Below are 18,932 nucleotides of genomic sequence, written 5' to 3'. Positions count from 1 at the left end.
ACCCTCCGCGATGAGCAAGCTCGAACTCCTCCCCGCCGTCGACGTCCGCGACGGCCAGGCGGTCCGCCTCGTGCACGGCGAGTCCGGCTCCGAGACGTCCTACGGCGACCCGCTCCAGGCCGCGCTGGCCTGGCAGCGGTCCGGCGCCGAGTGGCTGCACCTGGTCGACCTCGACGCGGCGTTCGGCACCGGCGACAACCGCGCGCAGATCGCCGAGGTCGCCAAGAGCATGGACATCAAGGTCGAACTCTCCGGCGGCATCCGCGACGACGCCTCCCTGGAGGCCGCGCTGGCCACCGGCTGCAAGCGCGTCAACCTCGGTACGGCCGCGCTGGAGACCCCCGAGTGGGTCGCCAAGGTCATCGCCGAGCACGGCGACAAGATCGCGGTCGGCCTGGACGTCCGCGGCACCACGCTGCGCGGCCGCGGCTGGACCCGCGACGGCGGCGACCTCTACGAGACGCTGGCCCGCCTCGACTCCGAGGGCTGCGCCCGTTACGTCGTCACCGACATCAACAAGGACGGCACTCTCCAGGGCCCCAACCTGGAACTGCTGCGGGGCGTCTGCGCCGCGACCGACAAGCCGGTCGTCGCGTCCGGCGGCGTCTCCTCCCTTGACGACCTCCGCGCGATCGCCACCCTGGTACCGGAAGGCGTCGAAGGCGCCATCGTCGGCAAGGCGCTCTACGCCAAGGCGTTCACCCTGGAAGAGGCATTGGAGGCCGTGTCGTCATGACCATCGAGCGCGCGCAGACCGACAGTCCCTGGGAAGAGATCATCGGCTTCGCGCGCGCCGTGGCGGCCGGCGACCGCGTCCTGGTCGCCGGCACGATGCCACTGGTCGACGGCGTGTTGTACGGGGAGGGCGACCCGTACGAACAGACGAAGGTCGCCTTCTCCAACGCGCTGGTGGCCCTGGAGCCGTTCGGGCTCGGGGCCGGTTCGGTCGTCCGCACCCGGATGTACCTGACCCACGCGCGGGACGTGGACGAGGCGGCCCGCGCCCACAAGGAACTCTTCGACACCGTACGGCCCGCCGCGACCCTGGTCGTGGTCTCCGGCTTCGCCGACTCGCGCGTACTGGTCGAAGTCGAACTCGAAGCATTCAGAGAGGCCACGAGCACATGACCCTGGCGGTCCGAGTCATCCCCTGCCTGGACGTGGACAACGGCCGGGTCGTCAAGGGCGTCAACTTCAAGAACCTGCGGGACGCCGGCGACCCCGTCGAAATGGCCAAGGTCTACGGCCAGGAGGGCGCCGACGAGCTGACCTTCCTCGACATCACGGCCTCCTCCGGCAACCGCGAGACCACCTACGACGTGGTCCGCCGCACCGCCGAACAGGTCTTCATCCCCCTCACGGTCGGCGGCGGCGTCCGCACCCCCGAGGACGTCGACAAACTCCTGCGCGCCGGCGCGGACAAGGTCGGCGTCAACACCGCCGCCATCGCCCGCCCCGACCTGATCCGCGAGATCGCCGAATGCTTCGGCAGCCAGGTCCTGGTCCTGTCCGTCGACGCCCGCCGCACGGAGACCGGCTCCTTCGAGGTCACCACGCACGGCGGCCGCCGCGGCACCGGCATCGACGCCGTCGAGTGGGCCCACCGCGCCGCGGAACTGGGCGCCGGCGAGATCCTCCTGAACTCCATGGACGCCGACGGCACCAAGGACGGCTACGACACGGAGATGATCGCCGCCGTCCGCAAGCACGTCACGGTCCCCGTCATCGCCAGCGGCGGCGCGGGCCGCCTGGCGGACTTCCCGCCCGCGGTCGAGGCCGGTGCCGACGCGGTGCTGGCCGCGTCCGTCTTCCACTTCGGGGATCTGCGGATCGGTGAGGTGAAGGAGACGTTGCGGGGGGCTGGGCATCCGGTGCGGTGAGGGGCGTGGGGGTCGGCGCACCCTCGGTTCACCCCTGGTAGTGAATCTGGTAGTGATCAAGGTGGCGCCGGGTCTAGCCTGCGCTCATGCCTGGAATCACGATTGAGTTCACCGAGGAAGAGCTGGCCGAGCTGCGCGCCGAGGCCAAGGAGCAGGGCGTCGCGATCAAGCGGCTGGCGCACGGAATACTGACCGAGAGCGTGGTGCGGCGGCGGCAGAAGCAGCGGTTCGTCGAGGGAGCCACGAAGAAGGCGCTGGAGTACAAGGCCGAATTCGAGCAGGTCTTCCCGGAAGGCCTGCGGTGATCCTCCACGCCGACGCCGGGTGGATCCTCAACGTACAGATCGAGGTCTCGCCCGAGAACACCCCCGTACGGGACTGGGGTGCTCTGTACTGCATGGCCCAGCGTCATCAGTACGAACGCTTCGCGGGAGAGGCGTACTACGAGGAAACGGCCACCCGGGCCGCCAGCTTCCTGCACACGGCGCTGCTCCTGCAGCCGTTCTCGGACTACAACGCCGCGATCGGGGCGGCCTGTGCCGAAACATACATGGCGGAGTCCGGTGAACCGGTTGCTCCGCCGCTGGGTGCGATGGCGCATCTGGTGCGCGAGTTGCGCAGCGGTGAAGCCGGTTTGCTGGAAACGGCACTGCGCCTGCGTGACTGGAAAGTGAAGTAGGACGTAACCAGGTGCGGCTCGCGCGGTGAGTGACCGCGCGGACCCCGGCGCGTAACGGGCCCATCGGGACAGCCGCTGACCGATTCTCCCGTGGTGCTTGTGTTCATGGACGGGGGCTCCCTACCGTTCTCGCGTTCGGATCCCGGATGCCCACCGGAAGGACGCCCCGCCATGATGTTCTCCCCGACCGGCCGTCACCGAGCACCCCGTCGCCGCAGCGGTGCGGGCCGATTACTCACCCGCGCCTCGACCGCGGCCGCCACCCTCGCGCTGCCGGTCGTCGGCGCGTCCGTCGCCTCCGCCGCGGACGGCGGGACGTACACCGTCGCCCCCGGTGACAGCCTCTCCGAGATCGCCGCGAAGCAGGGGGTCAAGGGGGGCTGGACGAAGTTGTACGCGAGCAACCGCTCGGCGGTCGGCGGTGATCCGGACCTGATCAAGGTCGGTACGAAACTGAAGCTGAGCGGTACGGCCGCGGCCCCGCAACGGCGCGCCTCCCGCGCCGCCGAGCGGCCCGCCGCGCGTGCCGCGGGCGGGGACGCCGTACGGCCCGTCAGAGCGGGCACGCTCACCGCCGGGTTCGGGGCCGGTGGCGGCCACTGGGCCAACGGGCACACCGGGCAGGACTTCGCCGTGCCCGTCGGCACCGCCGTCCGCGCCGCCCGCGGCGGGACCGTCGTGAAGGCGGGCTGGGGCGGCGCGTTCGGGTACGAGGTCGTCATCCGGCACCACAGCGGGTCGTACACGCAGTACGCGCATCTGTCGCAGATCCGGGTGCCGGTGGGCGCCACCGTCGGCGCCGGTGAGCGCATCGGGCGGTCCGGCGCCACCGGCAACGTCACCGGACCGCATCTGCACTTCGAGGTACGGTCGACGCCCGCCTACGGGTCGGCGGTGGACCCGATGGCTTGGCTGCGCCGGCACGGGGCGTTCGACTGAGGTGAAGGCTTGCGCTTCACCGCCTGCCCTTGCGGGCCGCCCGTACGTACTCGCGGTTCATCTTGGTGATGCTGAACAGCGGGATGCCCTTCGGACAGGCGGTGGCGCACTCCCCGGCGAGGGTGCAGCCGCCGAAGCCCTCGTCGTCCATGGTGGTGACCATGTCCAGCACCCGGGACTCGCGTTCGGGCGTGCCCTGCGGGAGGACGTTGAGGTGGTTGACCTTCGCCGAGGTGAACAGCATCGCCGAGCCGTTCGGGCAGGCCGCCACGCACGCGCCGCAGCCGATGCACTCGGCGTGCTCGAAGGCGAAGTCGGCGTCCGGCTTCGGTACGGGCGTGGCGTGCGCCTCGGGCGCTGCGCCCGTCGGCGCGGTGATGTAGCCGCCGGACTGGATGATCCGGTCGAACGCGGACCGGTCGACGACCAGGTCCCGTACGACGGGGAAGGCGGCCGCGCGCCACGGCTCGACGTCGATCGTGTCGCCGTCCCGGAAGGACCGCATGTGGAGCTGGCAACTGGTGGTGCGCTCCGGGCCGTGCGCCTCGCCGTTGATGACCAGGCTGCACGCGCCGCAGATGCCCTCGCGGCAGTCGTGGTCGAAGGCGACGGGATCGTCGCCCTTGAGGATGAGTTCCTCGTTGAGGGTGTCGAGCATCTCCAGGAAGGACATGTCGGGGGAGATGCCGTCCACGTCGTAGGTGGACATGCCGCCGTCGGCGTCGGCGTCGCGCTGCCGCCAGACGCGCAGGGTGAGCTTCATGCGTAGCTCCGCTGGGTGGGGTGGACGTACTCGAAGACCAGGTCTTCCTTGTGCAGGACGGGTGCGGCACCGGTGCCGGTGAACTCCCAGGCGGCCGCGTAGGAGAACGCCTCGTCGCGGCGCTCGGCCTCGCCGTCGGGGGTCTGCGACTCCTCGCGGAAGTGGCCGCCGCAGGACTCGGCGCGGTGCAGCGCGTCGAGGCACATCAGCTCGGCCAGTTCCAGGTAGTCGACGATGCGGTTGGCCTTCTCCAGGGACTGGTTGAGCTCTTCGCCGGTTCCGGGCACCTTGATCCGGCGCCAGAACTCCTCGCGGATCTGCGGGATGCGGTCGAGCGCCTTGCGCAGGCCGGTCTCCGTACGGGCCATGCCGCACAGTTCCCACATCAGTTCGCCCAGTTCGCGGTGGAAGGAGTCGGGGGTGCGGTCGCCGTCGACGGCCAGGAGGAGGTTGAGCTGGTCCTCCGTCTCGGCGAGGGCTTCCTGGACGGCGGGGTGGCCGGCGGTGATCTCGCCGTGGTGCGGGTTGCGGGCCAGGTAGTCGTTGATCGTGGACGGCAGCACGAAGTAGCCGTCGGCGAGGCCCTGCATGAGGGCGGACGCGCCGAGCCGGTTGGCGCCGTGGTCGGAGAAGTTGGCCTCCCCGACGGCGAACAGGCCGGGCACGGTGGTCTGGAGGTCGTAGTCGACCCACAGGCCGCCCATCGTGTAGTGCACGGCGGGGTAGATCCGCATCGGGACCTCGTACGGGTTCTCCGCGGTGATCCGCTCGTACATGTCGAAGAGGTTGCCGTACCTGTCCTCGACGGCCTTGCGGCCCATCCGGGCGATGGCGTCGGCGAAGTCCAGGTAGACGCCCTGGCCGCCGGGGCCGACGCCGCGTCCCTCGTCGCACACGTTCTTGGCGGCGCGGGAGGCGATGTCGCGGGGGACGAGGTTGCCGAAGGAGGGGTAGATCCGCTCCAGGTAGTAGTCGCGTTCCGCCTCGGGGATCTTGTGGGGCGGGCGGTCGTCCCCCTTGGTCTTCGGCACCCAGATGCGGCCGTCGTTGCGCAGCGACTCGCTCATCAGCGTCAGCTTGGACTGGTGGTCGCCGGTGCGCGGGATGCAGGTGGGGTGGATCTGGGTGAAGCAGGGGTTGGCGAAGTACGCGCCGCGCCGGTGGGCGCGCCAGATCGCGGTGGCGTTGGAGTTCATGGCGTTGGTCGACAGGTAGAAGACGTTGCCGTAGCCGCCGGTGGCGAGGACCACGGCGTCCGCGAAGTACGTGTCGATCCGGCCGGTGATCAGGTCGCGGGCCACGATGCCGCGGGCCCGGCCGTCGACGACGATCAGGTCCAGCATCTCCGTACGCGGGTGCATCTCGACGTTTCCGGCGGCGATCTGCCGGGAGAGCGCCTGGTAGGCGCCGAGCAGGAGCTGCTGGCCGGTCTGGCCGCGGGCGTAGAACGTACGGGAGACCTGGACACCGCCGAAGGAGCGGGTGTCGAGCAGGCCGCCGTACTCCCGCGCGAAGGGCACGCCCTGGGCCACGCACTGGTCGATGATCTCCACGGAGATCTGCGCCAGGCGGTGCACATTGGACTCGCGGGCCCGGAAGTCGCCGCCCTTGACGGTGTCGTAGAACAGGCGGTGCACGGAGTCGCCGTCGTTGCGGTAGTTCTTCGCGGCGTTGATGCCGCCCTGCGCGGCGATCGAGTGGGCGCGGCGCGGCGAGTCCTGGTAGCAGAACTGGACCACGTGGTAGCCCTGTTCGGCGAGGGTGGCGCCTGCCGAGCCGCCCGCGAGGCCGGTGCCGACGACGATGACGGTGTGCTTGCGGCGGTTGGCCGGGTTGACCAGCTTGGCCTGGAAGCGGCGGGTGTCCCAGCGGTCGGCGACCGGGCCCTCGGGCGCCTTGGTGTCGGCGACCGGCTCCCCGGTCCGGTAATCGGTGTACGTGGTCATGGTCAGCTCACTGCTCCGGTCACGACGGCCACCGGTACGGCGACGAAACCCGCCGTCAGCACCAGGGCGAGGAGGTTGGCGACGGTCTTGAGCACCCGGTCGCGGGCGGCGCTGCCGACGCCCAGCGTCTGCGCGGCGCTCCAGAACCCGTGCCGTACGTGCAGGCCGAGGGCGAGCATCGCCACGATGTAGAGCGTGGTGACGGGCCAGCGGTCGAAGGAGGCGATCAGGTTCTGGTACGGGTGTCCGGCCTCGGCCCGCGGGTTCACCGTCAGCGTCGTCAGGTCCAGGATGTGCCAGACGATGAACAGGGCGAGGATGACGCCGCCCCAGCGCATGGTGCGGGTGGCGTAGCTCTGCCGCGGCTTCTTGTGCACGTACGTGCTCGGTCGCGCCCTGATGTCGCGGCGGCTGAGCTGGAAGGCGGCCACGCCGTGCGTCACGACGGCGGCCAGCAGCACCACCCGGGCGATCCACAGGAACCACTCGTGGTGCAGGAAGGGTTCGCCGACGGTCCGCAGCCAGTGCGCGTAGCCGTTGAGCTCGTCGGGCCCGAAGAAAATCTTGAGGTTGCTCAGCATGTGCGCGACCAGGTACAGCAGCATCACCATGCCGCTGACCGCCATCGCGGTCTTCTTGCCGACGGTCGAGCGCCACAGTAGGCCCGCGAAGGACGGCCGTCGTTCCGTCCGGGTGTCCAGTGCCATGAGTCCCGACGGTAAGGACCGGTCGGCCCATCAGTCCAAGACATGGTCCGGCTCATCTCCATAGGCTCTCTCTATCGCCGCCTATCATCGGCCGTATGCAGCCGCAGCAGCTCCGCTACTTCGTGGCGGTCGCCGACACCCGCCACTTCACCCGCGCCGCCGAGCGCGAGCACGTCGCTCAGCCCTCTCTCTCGCAGCAGATCAAGGCCCTGGAGCGGGAACTGGGCGCCGATCTGTTCCACCGGGCGCGCGGCCACATCACCCTCACCGACGCGGGCCGCACCCTGCTGCCGCTGGCCCGGCGCATCCTCGCCGACACCGAGACCGCCCGGCGCGAGGTGCAGGAGGTCGCGCAGCTCAGGCGCGGCCGGCTGCGGCTCGGCGCGCCGCCCAGCCTGTGCGCGAGCCTGGTCCCGGACGTGCTGAGCGTCTTCCACACCGCCTATCCGGGCGTGGAACTGGTCGTCCACGAGGACGGTTCGCAGGATCTCGTCCGGGTCCTGGCGGCCGGCGAGCTGGACCTCGCCCTCATCATCACGCCCCTGCCGGAACAGGCCCCGGCGCTGGCCACCGCCGAACTGCTGCGCGAGGAACTGGTCGTGGTCTCCGCGCCGGACCGCCCGGCCCCGGTGGGCGGCCGCCGCCGGATGCGCGTCGAGGATCTGCGGGACCGGCCGCTGGCGATGTTCCGGCGCGGCTACGACCTGCGGGAATTCACCACGGCAGCGTGCCGGGCGGCCGGCTTCGAGCCGGTCTTCACCGTGGAGGGCGGCGAGATGGACGCGGTACTGGGCTTCGTACGGGCCGGGCTGGGCGTCGCGGTCGTGCCCAGCATGGTCGCCGAACGCTCGGGGCTGCACGTCACCCGCTTCGCGACGCCGGGCATGCACCGGGTGATCTCGGTGGCACACCGGGGGGACGTCTCACCGCCGCGGGCCGCCCGGGAACTGCGGCGCATCCTGCTGACGCAGTTGGGGCTGGCGCGGCCGGGTGGCTGACGTGCCACGACGTGTCATGGCGTGCCGCCGGCCCCGCCGGGGCCCGGGCGCAGAGCGCTTTTCAGCCATGCGGCCGAGAAAATACGCGCCCCCACCCGGGGTGCTGCCCAGGTGGCAGGGGGCGCGAACCGGCGCGCGGCACAGTGGTCCCAGCGAGAACAGGCTGTTTCCGGGCACAATCCAGGGCGACCATTGCCCTTTCTACGTTTGCGGCGGTAAAAAAGCTGCACTTGCCGAACAACGGCACAGCAATGGGCGCCACGGGGGAAAGGCACAGGACAGCCGATGTTGCTGGAAGAGGTTTACGCGGGCGCGCCGACCGTCAAATCGGGGCGGCATCTCACCACGGTCAACGAATTCACCGACCAGTCACCCGCACTCCGCCCGGAAGTACTCGCGGAGGCGACCAGCCGACTGATCGAACTGGGCAGTTTCGAGACCGGGAAGATCCTGGTCGAGGAGGACAAGGGCGCGATTCTCGGCAGCGCGGTGTCGCTGGCCGTCGGGCTGCCGCTCGCCGTCGCCCGCTGGTACACCTACGACCTGAGCGGGCACGGCATCTCGGTGCCCCTGGACAGCGAGTACTTCGCGGGCACGCTCTACGTCAACGGTGTCGAGCCGGGCGACCGGGTGACGATCGTCGACGACACCATCAGCACCGGCGGCACCCTGATCGCCCTGATCGAGGCCGTCCGGGCGGCCGGTGCCCGGGTGGAGGAAGTCCTGGTGGCGGTGGAGAAACCGGAGAACGGCGGCCGGCAGCGGGTCGCCGAGCGCTTCGGCGTCGAGGTCCGCTCGGTCATCCGCATCGCGGTCGACCCGGAGTCCGGACGCGTGGCCGTCCTGGGCTGAACACCGCACGGAGGACGCCGCACGGAGGACGCCGCGCGGGGCAGCCGCCGTACGCCCGTGCGCCGCGTGTCCCCGCTTTCCGCACGTATGCCGGAACACCACCGTTCACACCCGCCCGAGGAGTTTCGTGTGAGCACGACCAGCCCCGGCGCCGAGACCGGCCGCACGCCGCTGTACGAACTACGCCACATCGCCGAGCCCGGAGCCGCCCGCATATTCGCCAAATGCGAATTCCGTAATCCCACCGGAAGTCACAAGGACCGGGTCTTCTCCTACATGATCGATGAACTGGAGCGGGCCGGGACGATCAGCCCCGGAATGACCTTGGTCGAATGTTCGACCGGAAATGGCGGCGCCGCCCTCTCCCGGGTCGGCGCCCAACGCGGATACCGCATTGTCATCATCATGCCGGAAGGCATGACCGAAGAACGCAGGAAACAGATCGCGTCCTGGGGCGGGACGGTCGTGGAGACCTCCGCCGACGGCTTCCTGCTGGAGGGCGAGGAGACCGCCCGGCGGTACGTGGCCGAACATCTCGGCAGCCACTTCCTCGACCAGTCCACCAACCAGCTCAACTGGCGCGCCTGGCGCTCCTGCGGCCGCGAACTCGTCGCCGACCTGCGCGCGGCGGGCGGGACTCCCGGCCACTTCGTCTGCTCCGTCGGCACCGGCGGCACCTTCACCGGCATCGCCGACGTCCTCAAGAGCACGTACCCCGCCCTGCGGACCCGGGCCGTCGAGGTGGACCGCTCGGCCGCCCTGTACGCCAAGCGCCACGGCCTGCCCTTCGAGCACCACAGCCACAACCTGATGGGCCTGGGACCGGGCAAGGTACCGGCCAACCTGCGCGAGGAACTCGTCGACGAGGTCGAACTGATCACCGGCGACGACGGCTGGAACACCATGAAACGCCTCATCTCCGAGGAAGGGCTGCCCGTCGGGCCCACCGCGGGCGGCAACATCTTCGCCGCCCAGCGGCTGGCCAGGACCCTGCCGCCCGAAGAGATCGTGCTCACCGTGCTGTTCGACTCCGCCTGGAAGTACCTCAGCATCTGGGACGGCCGCTACGAGCAGTACGGGGCGGGGACGGACTCATGAGCGCCGAGCAGCTCTCCACGGCGGAACCGGACCTCGCGGCGCGCCTGGCCGCCGTCACCGCCCGGCTGGACCTGGCCTGTACGCGGGCCGGGGTGCCGCCCCGGGACGTACGGTTCGTCGCCGTCAGCAAGTTCCACGGCGCGCCCGCGATCGCCGCTGCTCTGGAGGCCGGGCACCGGCACTTCGGCGAGAGCCGGGTGCAGGAGGCGCAGGGCAAGTGGCCGCCGCTGCGCGAGCGCCACCCCGGCACCCTGCTCCACCTCATCGGCCCGTTGCAGACCAACAAGGCCGCGGCGGCCGTCCGCGCGTTCGACGTGCTGCACAGTGTGGACCGGCCGCGCCTGGCCGCGGCCCTGGCCGCCGCCATGGACCGCACCGGGCGCCGCCCGGACTGCTTCGTCCAGGTCAACACCGGCGGTGAACCGCACAAGAGCGGCGTGCCCGTAGCCGAGGCGGACGCGTTCGTCACGGAGTGTGTGGACACCTACGGCCTGCCCGTCGTCGGCCTGATGTGCATCCCGCCCTACGGGAGCGACCCCCGCCCGCACTTCAGGACGCTGCGCGCGCTGGCGGCCGCGTCGGGCCTGCGGCAGCTCAGCATGGGGATGAGCGCCGACTTCGAGACCGCGGTGGCCGAGGGCGCGACCACGGTGCGGGTCGGCGAGGCGGTCTTCGGGCCGCGCCCGCGGTACTGAGGAGGTGCCGTGACCGCGCTGTTCGTCTTCAGCCTGTTCTCCGCCCTGGTGGACGTCTTCGCCTCCGAACGCCTGCAGCACGTGGACCCGGGGAGTGTGGCCGCGGTCGCCTTCACCCTGACCGGGGCGTTCTTCTGCCTGCTCACCGCCGTCCGGCTGCGCCCGGCCCGGCTGCTGGCCGTCGTCCGGGCGCACGCCGTCGACCTCCTCGTCCTCAACATCACCACCGCCGTGACCTGGCTGACGCTCCTGTACGCCCTCAAGCTCATGGAGCCGGCCGTCACCAACGTCGTGTCCATCGCCATCGGCCCCGCCTTCACCGTCCTCCTCCAGGCCCTGTGGTGGAAGCGGGACCGCGTCCTGCCCGGCGAGCTGCTGTCCGCGATCGGCATCCTGCTCACCCTGGCCGGGCTGGTCTGGGCGTCGCTGGACGGCCGCAGCGGCGTCGGCGACCGGGCCGCCCTGGCCATGACGCTGGGCCTGTGCGCCGCGGTCGCCTCCGGCGCCGGCGGGGCCGCCAACGTCGTCTTCTCCGCCCGCCTGGGCGCGGCCGGGGTGGACGTACCGACCGTCATGGGGCTGCGGTTCGGCCTGGTGGCGGCGGTCGGCTGGACGCTGGCGTCCTTCTCCGGGGCCGAGCAACTGGGCCGGGCGCTGGTGCCCGGCGCGGTGGTGGCCGTCATCGGCGTCTCGATCCCCGCCTATCTGGTGCAGATCGGGGTGCGGAAGGTGACGCCGATGACCGCCTCCATGATCTGCGCGCTCGCCCCCGCCATGACCCTCCTCGTCCAGCTGGCCGACTCCCGGCTGACGTTCTCGGTGCCGTCGACCCTCGGCATCGCCGTGATCACCGTCTTCATCGCGATCGGGCTGCTGGCCCGCCGGGGCGCGCCCCCGGCCGCGGTGGCGCAGGAAAGCAGGACCCATGCAGTGTCTGATCGTTGACGCCTACTCCACCGGCCGCTTCCTGCCCGCCGCCCTCGCCGGACACGGCGTCAAGTGCGTCCACGTGCAGAGCACCCCGGCCCTTCCCGCCCACCTCCTGCGGACCTTCCCGCAGGGCGCCTTCACCGAATGCCTGGTGCACGACGGCGACCTGGAGGCGCTGCTGGACGCGGTGCGCCCGGCCGCCCCCGCCTTCGTCCTGCCCGGCAACGAGAGCGGCGTCGACCTCGCCGACACCCTCGCCCGCCGCCTCGGCCTGCCCGGCAACGCCCCGGACGAGCGGCGGGTACGGCGTGACAAGTACGACATGGCGATGGCCGTCCGGGCCCACGGGCTGCGCGCCCCCGACACCCTGCGCACCTCCCGCTTCGACACCGCCCTCGGCTGGGCACGGGCCCACGGCCGCTGGCCGCTGGTCGTCAAGCCCGCCGACAGCGCGGGCACCGACAACGTCTTCTTCTGCGCCGACCCGGTCGAACTGTGCACCTCCTTCGGCCACATCCTCAGCTCGTCCAACATCCAGGGCAACCGCAACAGGACCGTCGTCCTCCAGGAACACCTGACGGGCACCGAGTACTTCGCCAACACCGTCAGTGCCGACGGCCGCCACCACATCGCCGAGATCTGGCGCTACCACAAGCGGCGCGGCCGCAGCGGGGCGGCGATCTACGACTACGAGGAGCCGCTGACCGCGCACGACCCCGCTGCCGCCGCCCTCGCCCCGTACCTGCTGGGCGTCCTGGACGCGCTCGGCGTGCGGTGGGGGCCCGCACACTCGGAGGTCATGCTGACCGACGAGGGGCCCGTCCTGATCGAGACCGGCGCCCGGCTGGCCGGCAGCATCCTGCCGCACGTGGTCAGCCGCTGCTTCGGCACCAACCACGTGGAACTGACCGCCCTGGCCGGCAGCGACCCGGCGGCCTTCGCCGCCCGCACCGCCGTCCCGGCCGAGCCGCGCACCGGACTGCGCTACGTCTCGCTGATCTCCCCGTTCGCGGGGCGGCTGACGTCCCTGGACGGCTTCGAGCGGCTGCGCGAGCTGCCGTCGTACGCCGACCACCACCTCGGCGTCCGGGCCGGCGACTTCCTCAGCCCCACGGTGGACTCGGCGACGTCACCCGGCGTCTGCTACCTCCTGCACGAGGACGAGCGGCAGATCGAGACCGACTACCGGCGGCTGCGCGCGCTGGAACTCCAGGAGACGGGCGGGCTCTACGAGGTCGACAGGGAACGGTGAACGCGGTGCCCGGGGGCCGTCGGAGCGGCCCCCGGGCCCGCCTGCCTACAGGCCGAGCCCGGCCTCCAGAACCTTGGCCACCGCGTCCTTGTCCCCGTCCAACTGCACATCGGCCACCGTCTGCCGTCCGAACGTGAACAGCAGCAGCTCGCCCGGCTCGCCGGTGGCCGTGACGACCGGCGTGCCCCGGTGGGCCACTGCGGTCCGGCCGTCCGGCCGCCGCAGCACCAGCCCCACCGGCGACTTGCGCCCCAGCAGCCGCGCCATCTTCTCCAGGCGGGACCACAGGGCGTCCGAGAAGACCGGGTCCAGCTCACGCGGCGTCCAGTCGGGCCGCGCCCGCCGTACGTCCTCGGAGTGGATGAAGAACTCGACCGTGTTGGACGCCTCGTCGAGCTGCTTGAGCGAGAACGGCGACAGCTTGGGCGGACCGGTCCTGATCAGTTGCAGCAACTCCTCGAACGGCTTGGCGGCGAACTCCCGCTGCACCCGCTCCAGGCGGCTCGCCAGCGGTTTGAGGACCAGGCCGCCGGCGGCGTCCGCACGCCGCTCGCGCACCACGACGTGTGCGGCGAGGTCCCGTGCGGTCCAGCCCTCGCACAGCGTCGGCGCCTCGGGCCCGGCGCTCTCCAACAGGTCGGCAAGCAGCAGCCGTTCGCGCTTCGCATGGGTCGACATACGCCCACCCTACGACCGGGGCGCGGCGGGTGCCACGGCGCCGCGCTCCGGACACGGCGCCGGGTTTGTCCGGATGCGCGGCCGGACACCGGCCCACCGTACGGTGCCGGCCCCGCGTCCCGGCCGTACGGCGTCAGCCCCGCAGCAGCAGGACGACCGTGACCAGCAGCCCGGCGGCGAAGATCGCGAACAGCACCGCCGACGCGACCTTCGCCGTGCGGTCGGCGTCCGGAGGCGGCGGTTGGCGGGTCATGGAGGCAGGATGCCGTACGCCACCCGCACCGCGCGCCGCCGGCGCACGGCACAATGGACGTATGAGCAGCCGCGTCCTGAACTCCCAGCTCGACCCGGCCGTCGCCGCCCGCCTCAAGCGCGACGCCGACGGTCTGGTCCCCGCCATCGCCCAGCAGTACGACACCGGCGAGGTGCTGATGCTCGGCTGGATGGACGACGAGGCGCTGCACCGCACCCTCACCACCGGCCGCTGCACGTACTGGAGCCGCAGCCGCCAGGAATACTGGGTCAAGGGCGACACTTCCGGCCACGTCCAGCACGTGAAGTCCGTCGCCCTGGACTGCGACGCGGACACGGTCCTGGTCAAGGTCGACCAGGTCGGCGCGGCCTGTCACACCGGAGCCCGTACCTGCTTCGATGAGGATGTGCTCACCGAAGGGCAGTAGGCTCCGCGCCATGACCTCGGGAACCACCGGCACCGCCACGCCAGACCTGGAGAACTTCCGTACGCTCGCCAAGGACCGGCGGGTCATCCCCGTCACCCGGCGCCTGCTCGCCGACGGCGACACCCCGGTGGGCCTCTACCGCAAACTGGCCGCCGAACGTCCGGGCACCTTCCTGCTCGAATCGGCCGAGAACGGCCGCACCTGGTCCCGGTATTCCTTCATCGGCGTCCGCAGCGCCGCCACCCTGACCGTGCGCGGCGGGCAGGCCCACTGGCTGGGCACCCCGCCGGTCGGCATGCCCGCCGGCGGCGACCCGCTCGCCGCGCTCCGCACCACCGTCGAGGCGCTGCACACCCCGCGCGACCTGATCGAGGGCCAGGGCCTGCCGCCCTTCACCGGCGGCATGGTCGGCTACCTCGGCTACGACATCGTGCGCCGGCTGGAGAAGATCGGCGACAGCACCGCGGACGACCTCGGCCTGCCCGAGCTGACCATGCTGCTCACCTCCGACCTGGCCGTACTGGACCACTGGAACGGCACGGTCCTGCTGATCGCCAACGCCATCAACCACAACGACCTGGACACCGGCGTGGACGAGGCGTACGCGGACGCCGTGGCCCGGCTGGACGCGATGGCCTACGACCTGGCCCGCCCGGCCCCCGCGAGCGCCGCGGCCCTGCCGCCCTCCGAACTGCCCCCGTACACCGCGCAGTGGGGCGGCCCCGCCTACCAGGAGGCGGTCGAGGACGTGAAGGAGCGCATCCGCGCGGGCGACGCCTTCCAGGTCGTGCCCTCGCAGCGCTTCGAAACCGCCTGCACCGCCTCCGCGTTGGACGTCTACCGGGTGCTGCGGGCCACCAACCCCAGCCCGTACATGTACCTGCTCCGCTTCGAGGACGGCATCGACATCGTCGGCTCCAGCCCCGAGGCGCTGGTCAAGGTCGAGAACGGGCAGGCCACGCTGCACCCCATCGCGGGCACCCGGCCGCGCGGCGCGACCGTCCCCGAGGACCAGGCCCTCGCCGACGAGCTGATGGCCGACCCCAAGGAACGCGCCGAGCACCTGATGCTCGTCGACCTCGGCCGCAACGACCTGGGCCGGGTCTGCGAGCCCGGCAGCGTCGAGGTCGTCGACTTCATGTCCGTCGAGCGCTACAGCCATGTCATGCACATCGTCTCCACCGTGACCGGGCGGCTGGCGCCCGGCCGTACCGCCTTCGACGTGCTCACCGCCTGCTTCCCCGCGGGCACCCTCTCCGGCGCCCCCAAGCCGCGCGCGATGCAGATCATCGAGGAGCTGGAGCCGACCCGGCGCGGCCTGTACGGCGGCTGCGTCGGCTACCTGGACTTCGCCGGCGACTCCGACACCGCCATCGCGATCCGTACCGCGCTGCTGCGGGACGGCACCGCGTACGTCCAGGCCGGCGCGGGCGTCGTCGCGGACTCCGACCCGGTGGCGGAGGACACGGAGTGCCGCAACAAGGCGGCCGCCGTGCTGCGGGCCGTGCACACGGCCAACGGACTGGGGGCCTGAGCGGGTCATGGGCAAGGGTCTTCGGACCGGTGCCTGAGCAGGGCCCGCACGGGGTGGGGGGACCGCGCGGAGGAAGCGGGCGCGCCGCCTCCGTACAGTGGTGGGTGTGACTGCCGTAGACCCTTCCCGTACCGGCGCGACAGTGTCCTCGTCGTCCTTGTCGTCCTCGCCGCCCAAGCCCGCACGCAGCGGCAGGAGCTTGGCCCTCGCGCTGATCGCCGGCGCGGCCGGCGCCGCCGTCGTGCTGCTGGCCTCCGGCCGCACCTGGGCGAAGGCCACCGCCGTCGTCGCCCAGGGGCAACTGCCGCAGACCGCGTCGGGGCAGGACGTCACGGGCGTGCCCGGGGCGCTCGCCATCGTCGGGCTCGCCGCCCTGGTCGCCCTCTTCGCCGTCCGCGGCGCGGGCCGGACGGCGGTCGCCGTGCTGCTCGCCCTCAGCGGCCTGGGCACCGTCGTCGGCGCGTACCTCGGTATCTCCGACACCGCCGCGCTCCGCGAGAAGGCGGCCACCGCGACCGGACTGTCCGACGCCGGCGTGCAGGACGTCTCGCACACCTTCTGGCCCTGGGTGGCGGTCGCCGGCGGCCTCCTGCTGCTGGTCGCGGGGGTGCTGGCGCTGCTGTACGGGCGCCACTGGCCCGCGATGTCCGCGCGCTACGAGCGCGCCGGCGCGGCTCCCCGCGGCCCGCGCCGCTCCGCCGCCGCCGACCCGGACCGCCCGGAAGAGATGTGGAAGTCCCTGGACCGGGGCGAGGACCCGACCCGGTAGTGGCCGCACCCCGGCCATCGGGGACAATGGACCGCGAGGGATCACCGCGCCCCGACTCAGGCGCGAAAAAGCTACGAGGAGCACTCATGTCGAGCAGTGGCCACGGACACACTCCCGCCGCCTGGACCGGCGTCATCATCTCGTTCATCGGCTTCTGCGTCGCCGGCGCCTTCATCGTGCTGGCGAACGTGCCCGGCTTCTGGGCGGGCATGGTCCTGATCGGCCTCGGTGCCGTCGTGGGCGGTGTGATGCGCCTGGCCGGGATGGGCCAGGGCGGCAAGAAGGGCTCGACCGCCCACGGTCAGGCCAGGGTCCGGCCCCAGGAGGGCTGAGTCCCCGCCGGGCCTGGCCCGGCGACAGCGGATCCTGCGACGGCGCGGCCTCGTGGCCCGTACGGAGAGGTGCCCCGGTGGCGCCACCCGTGCGGCGGCCCGGGACCGCGCCGTTCGCCTGTCCGGCGGCGTCGGGGCGGTCGGGACGGTCTGGACGGTCGCCCGTACGGCGGCCGCCGCGCTGCGTCCCCGCCGGTACGGCCGCACAATCGCCACGTGAGTGAACCCGTGGCACCGGCCGGCGGGCCGGGCTCCGTGTCTTGGCCCGGCCGTCCGGGGCCTGCGCACCTGGAAGCCGCCCGCCAGGGCTCCGCCCGCCCGCACGGGCGGCGTGGCCCCGTCCGGCGGCTGGCTGCGCCGCTCGGCGCCATGGCGGCCGTCGTCGCCTCCTTCGCCTTCGTGGGGCTCGTCGACCCCAACGAGCCCGGTCATTACCCGGCCTGCCCCCTCCTCGCCCTCACCGGCATCTTTTGCCCGGCCTGCGGCGGACTGCGCAGCGCGCACGCCGTCGCGCACGGCGACTTCGCCACGGCCGCCGGCGCCAACGTGCTGGCAGTCGCCGGTTACGCGGCTTTCGTGCTCTTCTGGGCGGCCTGGACCATACGGGCGGCACGCGGGCTCCCGACGGCGGGCCCACGGCCCGGAGCGGCGCACTGGTGGGCGCTGGCCGGGCTGCTCCTCGTCTTCACAGTCGTACGGAATCTTCCGGTGGGGGAGGGGCTGACTCCCTGACGGACCGGGGCCGCCCGGGGGCCGGGGCGGGGTGGGCAGGAGGGTTTCCCTCCGTTTCCGTACCGCCTCCGGACGCGGTACGGGAAGCCCGGCACGGCATCTGGATCAAGGTCGCGAGATCCTTGCCTCGCAGCGCCGAAAGCTCGCCCGACCTGCTGTTTTCCCGTCCGCGGTGAGGCGCCTCCGTCCACCTGGTGGGACTGCCGTCAACCGGATGTGAGACCTTTGCCCCTCGCCGGATACCATCGGAGAGCCTGACGGGGTGACACTGGCCCGGAGGGCGACTGTCACCCTCCACCGCTCAAGAAGGAGGCCGCTCGCGTGAGTGTGCTCGACGAGATCATCGAGGGAGTCCGCGCCGACCTTGCCGAGCGGCAGGCGCGCGTCGGCCTCGACGAGCTCAAGGAGCGGGCCCTCAAGGCGCGCCCGGCCAAGGACGGAGTGGCGGCCCTCAAGGGCGACAGCGTTACGGTGATCTGCGAGGTCAAGCGCTCCAGCCCGTCCAAGGGCGCGCTCGCCGCCATCGCCGACCCGGCCGGCCTCGCCGCCGACTACGAGGCGGGCGGCGCGGCGGTCATCTCCGTACTGACGGAGCAGCGGAAGTTCGGCGGTTCGCTCGCCGACCTGGAGGCCGTACGGGCCCGGGTCGACATCCCCGTCCTGCGCAAGGACTTCATCGTCACCGCCTACCAGTTGTGGGAGGCCCGTGCGTACGGCGCCGACCTGGCGCTGCTGATCGTCGCCGCGCTGGAGCAGGAGGCGCTGGTCTCGCTGATCGAGCGCGCCGAGTCGATCGGCCTGACGCCGCTGGTCGAGGCGCACGACGAGGAAGAGGCCCAGCGGGCCGTGGACGCCGGTGCGCGGATCATCGGGGTCAACGCCCGCAACCTGAAGACCCTTGAGGTCGACCGCGGGAACTTCGCGCGGATCGCGCCGGAGATCCCGGACCACATCGTCAAGATCGCCGAGTCGGGTGTGCGCGGGCCGCACGACCTGATCGCCTACGCCAACGAGGGCGCCGACGCCGTACTGGTGGGCGAGTCGCTGGTCACCGGCAAGGACCCGAAGACCGCCGTCGCCGACCTGGTCGCGGCCGGCTCTCACCCCGCCATCCGGCACGGACGGGGCTGACGCCCACCGTGGCCACCGCCCGCCTCCACCGCCCCGGCCCGGGAACCCTCCCGGGACCGGCCGGCGTGCTCGCCGCGGCCGGTGCCGCGCGCGATCCGCACGCGGCGCTGGGGCGCGGGTGCCGGCCGCGAGGCTGCCGGGCGCCGGCCCGCCGGGTGCGCGGGCGGCGCGTCAGGTATCACATCGGCGCGGAGCCGGGCCAGATCAACGGCAGGCGATGGCGTCGTAACGGCGCGCCGTAGCCGCTCGTTGCCGGGCGTGGGTGATTGGTCCCTCTATGGGGCCTCGTCCCCGGCGCCCGCTCGTTCGCGCCATGTCGCCCTTCGGTCTGTGTGCC

Annotated in this window: 22 protein-coding genes; 18 read left to right on the top strand and 4 right to left on the bottom strand. The window is 72.0% G+C overall.

The window, feature by feature from the left end; all coding sequences use genetic code 11:
* Positions 1-10 precede the first annotated feature (10 nt).
* From priA to AB0A97_RS01345, 6 genes are all read left to right on the top strand, one after another.
* Positions 11-736: a bifunctional 1-(5-phosphoribosyl)-5-((5-phosphoribosylamino)methylideneamino)imidazole-4-carboxamide isomerase/phosphoribosylanthranilate isomerase PriA gene (gene priA / locus AB0A97_RS01370; RefSeq protein ID WP_361142835.1), complete on the top strand. Its 726-nt coding sequence runs from the start codon at positions 11-13 to the stop codon at positions 734-736.
* Positions 733-1,128: a RidA family protein gene (locus AB0A97_RS01365; RefSeq protein WP_361142833.1), complete on the top strand. Its 396-nt coding sequence runs from the start codon at positions 733-735 to the stop codon at positions 1,126-1,128. Before priA ends, AB0A97_RS01365 begins: the two co-directional genes overlap by 4 nt.
* Entirely contained in the window at positions 1,125-1,880 is a 756-nt protein-coding gene (hisF, locus tag AB0A97_RS01360) for an imidazole glycerol phosphate synthase subunit HisF (RefSeq protein ID WP_361142830.1), read from the top strand. Before AB0A97_RS01365 ends, hisF begins: the two co-directional genes overlap by 4 nt.
* Positions 1,881-1,966: 86 nt before the next feature.
* The gene (locus AB0A97_RS01355; protein WP_030375788.1) at positions 1,967-2,185 is read left to right on the top strand and encodes a hypothetical protein; all 219 of its coding nucleotides are present in this window, start codon (positions 1,967-1,969) and stop codon (positions 2,183-2,185) included.
* Positions 2,182-2,559: a hypothetical protein gene (locus tag AB0A97_RS01350; protein WP_361142827.1), complete on the top strand. Its 378-nt coding sequence runs from the start codon at positions 2,182-2,184 to the stop codon at positions 2,557-2,559. The genes AB0A97_RS01355 and AB0A97_RS01350 overlap by 4 nt, the downstream gene beginning before the upstream one ends.
* A 171-nt stretch (positions 2,560-2,730) precedes the next feature.
* Entirely contained in the window at positions 2,731-3,498 is a 768-nt protein-coding gene (locus AB0A97_RS01345) for a LysM peptidoglycan-binding domain-containing M23 family metallopeptidase (RefSeq protein ID WP_361142824.1), read from the top strand.
* Between the two features lie 16 nt (positions 3,499-3,514).
* On the opposite strand, the gene AB0A97_RS01340 is transcribed toward AB0A97_RS01345, so the two are convergent.
* Genes AB0A97_RS01340 through AB0A97_RS01330 form a run of 3 tightly spaced genes read right to left on the bottom strand, consistent with a single transcriptional unit; the run spans position 3,515 to position 6,914 of the window.
* Positions 3,515-4,261, bottom strand: coding sequence for a succinate dehydrogenase/fumarate reductase iron-sulfur subunit (locus AB0A97_RS01340; protein WP_361142821.1), 747 nt, complete (start codon positions 4,259-4,261; stop codon positions 3,515-3,517).
* Positions 4,258-6,207: a fumarate reductase/succinate dehydrogenase flavoprotein subunit gene (locus AB0A97_RS01335; RefSeq protein ID WP_361142818.1), complete on the bottom strand. Its 1,950-nt coding sequence runs from the start codon at positions 6,205-6,207 to the stop codon at positions 4,258-4,260. Before AB0A97_RS01335 ends, AB0A97_RS01340 begins: the two co-directional genes overlap by 4 nt.
* Before the next feature lie 2 nt (positions 6,208-6,209).
* Positions 6,210-6,914, bottom strand: a complete 705-nt coding sequence (locus AB0A97_RS01330) for a succinate dehydrogenase cytochrome b subunit (protein WP_361142815.1) — start codon at positions 6,912-6,914, stop codon at positions 6,210-6,212.
* A gap of 95 nt (positions 6,915-7,009) precedes the next feature.
* Here AB0A97_RS01330 and AB0A97_RS01325 point away from each other — a divergent pair, with 95 nt between their 5' ends.
* The 6 genes from AB0A97_RS01325 (at position 7,010) to AB0A97_RS01300 (ending at position 12,739) form a co-directional block, all read left to right on the top strand.
* Positions 7,010-7,912, top strand: a complete 903-nt coding sequence (locus tag AB0A97_RS01325) for a LysR substrate-binding domain-containing protein (protein WP_361142812.1) — start codon at positions 7,010-7,012, stop codon at positions 7,910-7,912.
* Between the two features lie 285 nt (positions 7,913-8,197).
* Positions 8,198-8,764 (top strand): phosphoribosyltransferase family protein, encoded by a 567-nt coding sequence (locus tag AB0A97_RS01320; protein ID WP_361142809.1) that lies wholly within the window; start codon positions 8,198-8,200, stop codon positions 8,762-8,764.
* A gap of 129 nt (positions 8,765-8,893) precedes the next feature.
* On the top strand, positions 8,894-9,862 hold the full coding sequence (locus AB0A97_RS01315) for a cysteine synthase family protein (RefSeq protein WP_361142806.1): 969 nt from the start codon (positions 8,894-8,896) through the stop codon (positions 9,860-9,862).
* Entirely contained in the window at positions 9,859-10,557 is a 699-nt protein-coding gene (locus AB0A97_RS01310) for a YggS family pyridoxal phosphate-dependent enzyme (RefSeq protein WP_361142803.1), read from the top strand. The genes AB0A97_RS01315 and AB0A97_RS01310 overlap by 4 nt, the downstream gene beginning before the upstream one ends.
* Before the next feature lie 9 nt (positions 10,558-10,566).
* Positions 10,567-11,502, top strand: a complete 936-nt coding sequence (locus tag AB0A97_RS01305) for an EamA family transporter (RefSeq protein WP_361142801.1) — start codon at positions 10,567-10,569, stop codon at positions 11,500-11,502.
* On the top strand, positions 11,483-12,739 hold the full coding sequence (locus AB0A97_RS01300) for an ATP-grasp domain-containing protein (protein ID WP_361142799.1): 1,257 nt from the start codon (positions 11,483-11,485) through the stop codon (positions 12,737-12,739). Before AB0A97_RS01305 ends, AB0A97_RS01300 begins: the two co-directional genes overlap by 20 nt.
* A gap of 45 nt (positions 12,740-12,784) precedes the next feature.
* On the opposite strand, the gene AB0A97_RS01295 is transcribed toward AB0A97_RS01300, so the two are convergent.
* Positions 12,785-13,417 (bottom strand): TIGR03085 family metal-binding protein, encoded by a 633-nt coding sequence (locus tag AB0A97_RS01295; RefSeq protein ID WP_361142796.1) that lies wholly within the window; start codon positions 13,415-13,417, stop codon positions 12,785-12,787.
* A gap of 314 nt (positions 13,418-13,731) precedes the next feature.
* Between AB0A97_RS01295 and hisI the strand changes: the two genes are divergently transcribed.
* The 6 genes from hisI to trpC all read left to right on the top strand — a co-directional run bounded on the left by hisI (position 13,732) and on the right by trpC (position 18,595).
* Positions 13,732-14,097 (top strand): phosphoribosyl-AMP cyclohydrolase, encoded by a 366-nt coding sequence (hisI, locus tag AB0A97_RS01290; protein WP_125056869.1) that lies wholly within the window; start codon positions 13,732-13,734, stop codon positions 14,095-14,097.
* A gap of 10 nt (positions 14,098-14,107) precedes the next feature.
* Positions 14,108-15,631, top strand: coding sequence for an anthranilate synthase component I (locus AB0A97_RS01285; protein WP_361142792.1), 1,524 nt, complete (start codon positions 14,108-14,110; stop codon positions 15,629-15,631).
* 142 nt (positions 15,632-15,773) lie between these two features.
* Positions 15,774-16,400, top strand: a complete 627-nt coding sequence (locus AB0A97_RS01280; RefSeq protein ID WP_361145127.1) for a TIGR02234 family membrane protein — start codon at positions 15,774-15,776, stop codon at positions 16,398-16,400.
* Positions 16,401-16,486: 86 nt separating this feature from the next.
* The gene (locus AB0A97_RS01275; protein WP_361142790.1) at positions 16,487-16,732 is read left to right on the top strand and encodes an HGxxPAAW family protein; all 246 of its coding nucleotides are present in this window, start codon (positions 16,487-16,489) and stop codon (positions 16,730-16,732) included.
* A gap of 288 nt (positions 16,733-17,020) precedes the next feature.
* Entirely contained in the window at positions 17,021-17,464 is a 444-nt protein-coding gene (locus AB0A97_RS01270) for a DUF2752 domain-containing protein (protein ID WP_361145124.1), read from the top strand.
* A 321-nt stretch (positions 17,465-17,785) separates the two neighbouring features.
* Positions 17,786-18,595 (top strand): indole-3-glycerol phosphate synthase TrpC, encoded by an 810-nt coding sequence (gene trpC, locus AB0A97_RS01265; protein WP_361142787.1) that lies wholly within the window; start codon positions 17,786-17,788, stop codon positions 18,593-18,595.
* Positions 18,596-18,932: the final 337 nt, after the last annotated feature.

Source organism: Streptomyces sp. NPDC045470 (genome assembly GCF_040646595.1).
GTDB lineage: Bacteria > Actinomycetota > Actinomycetes > Streptomycetales > Streptomycetaceae > Streptomyces.
This window is presented reverse-complemented; position numbering and strand designations above follow the sequence as displayed.

Coding starts and splice junctions, on each gene's coding strand:
- AB0A97_RS01310 (WP_361142803.1), top strand. CDS start 9,859: ATGAGCGCCGAGCAGCTCTCCACGGCGGAACCGGACCTCGCGGCGCGC.
- AB0A97_RS01340 (WP_361142821.1), bottom strand. CDS start 4,261: ATGAAGCTCACCCTGCGCGTCTGGCGGCAGCGCGACGCCGACGCCGAC.
- AB0A97_RS01325 (WP_361142812.1), top strand. CDS start 7,010: ATGCAGCCGCAGCAGCTCCGCTACTTCGTGGCGGTCGCCGACACCCGC.
- priA (WP_361142835.1), top strand. CDS start 11: ATGAGCAAGCTCGAACTCCTCCCCGCCGTCGACGTCCGCGACGGCCAG.
- AB0A97_RS01365 (WP_361142833.1), top strand. CDS start 733: ATGACCATCGAGCGCGCGCAGACCGACAGTCCCTGGGAAGAGATCATC.
- hisI (WP_125056869.1), top strand. CDS start 13,732: ATGAGCAGCCGCGTCCTGAACTCCCAGCTCGACCCGGCCGTCGCCGCC.
- AB0A97_RS01295 (WP_361142796.1), bottom strand. CDS start 13,417: ATGTCGACCCATGCGAAGCGCGAACGGCTGCTGCTTGCCGACCTGTTG.
- AB0A97_RS01335 (WP_361142818.1), bottom strand. CDS start 6,207: ATGACCACGTACACCGATTACCGGACCGGGGAGCCGGTCGCCGACACC.
- hisF (WP_361142830.1), top strand. CDS start 1,125: ATGACCCTGGCGGTCCGAGTCATCCCCTGCCTGGACGTGGACAACGGC.
- AB0A97_RS01345 (WP_361142824.1), top strand. CDS start 2,731: ATGATGTTCTCCCCGACCGGCCGTCACCGAGCACCCCGTCGCCGCAGC.
- AB0A97_RS01275 (WP_361142790.1), top strand. CDS start 16,487: ATGTCGAGCAGTGGCCACGGACACACTCCCGCCGCCTGGACCGGCGTC.
- AB0A97_RS01330 (WP_361142815.1), bottom strand. CDS start 6,914: ATGGCACTGGACACCCGGACGGAACGACGGCCGTCCTTCGCGGGCCTA.
- AB0A97_RS01285 (WP_361142792.1), top strand. CDS start 14,108: ATGACCTCGGGAACCACCGGCACCGCCACGCCAGACCTGGAGAACTTC.
- AB0A97_RS01320 (WP_361142809.1), top strand. CDS start 8,198: ATGTTGCTGGAAGAGGTTTACGCGGGCGCGCCGACCGTCAAATCGGGG.
- AB0A97_RS01355 (WP_030375788.1), top strand. CDS start 1,967: ATGCCTGGAATCACGATTGAGTTCACCGAGGAAGAGCTGGCCGAGCTG.
- AB0A97_RS01300 (WP_361142799.1), top strand. CDS start 11,483: ATGCAGTGTCTGATCGTTGACGCCTACTCCACCGGCCGCTTCCTGCCC.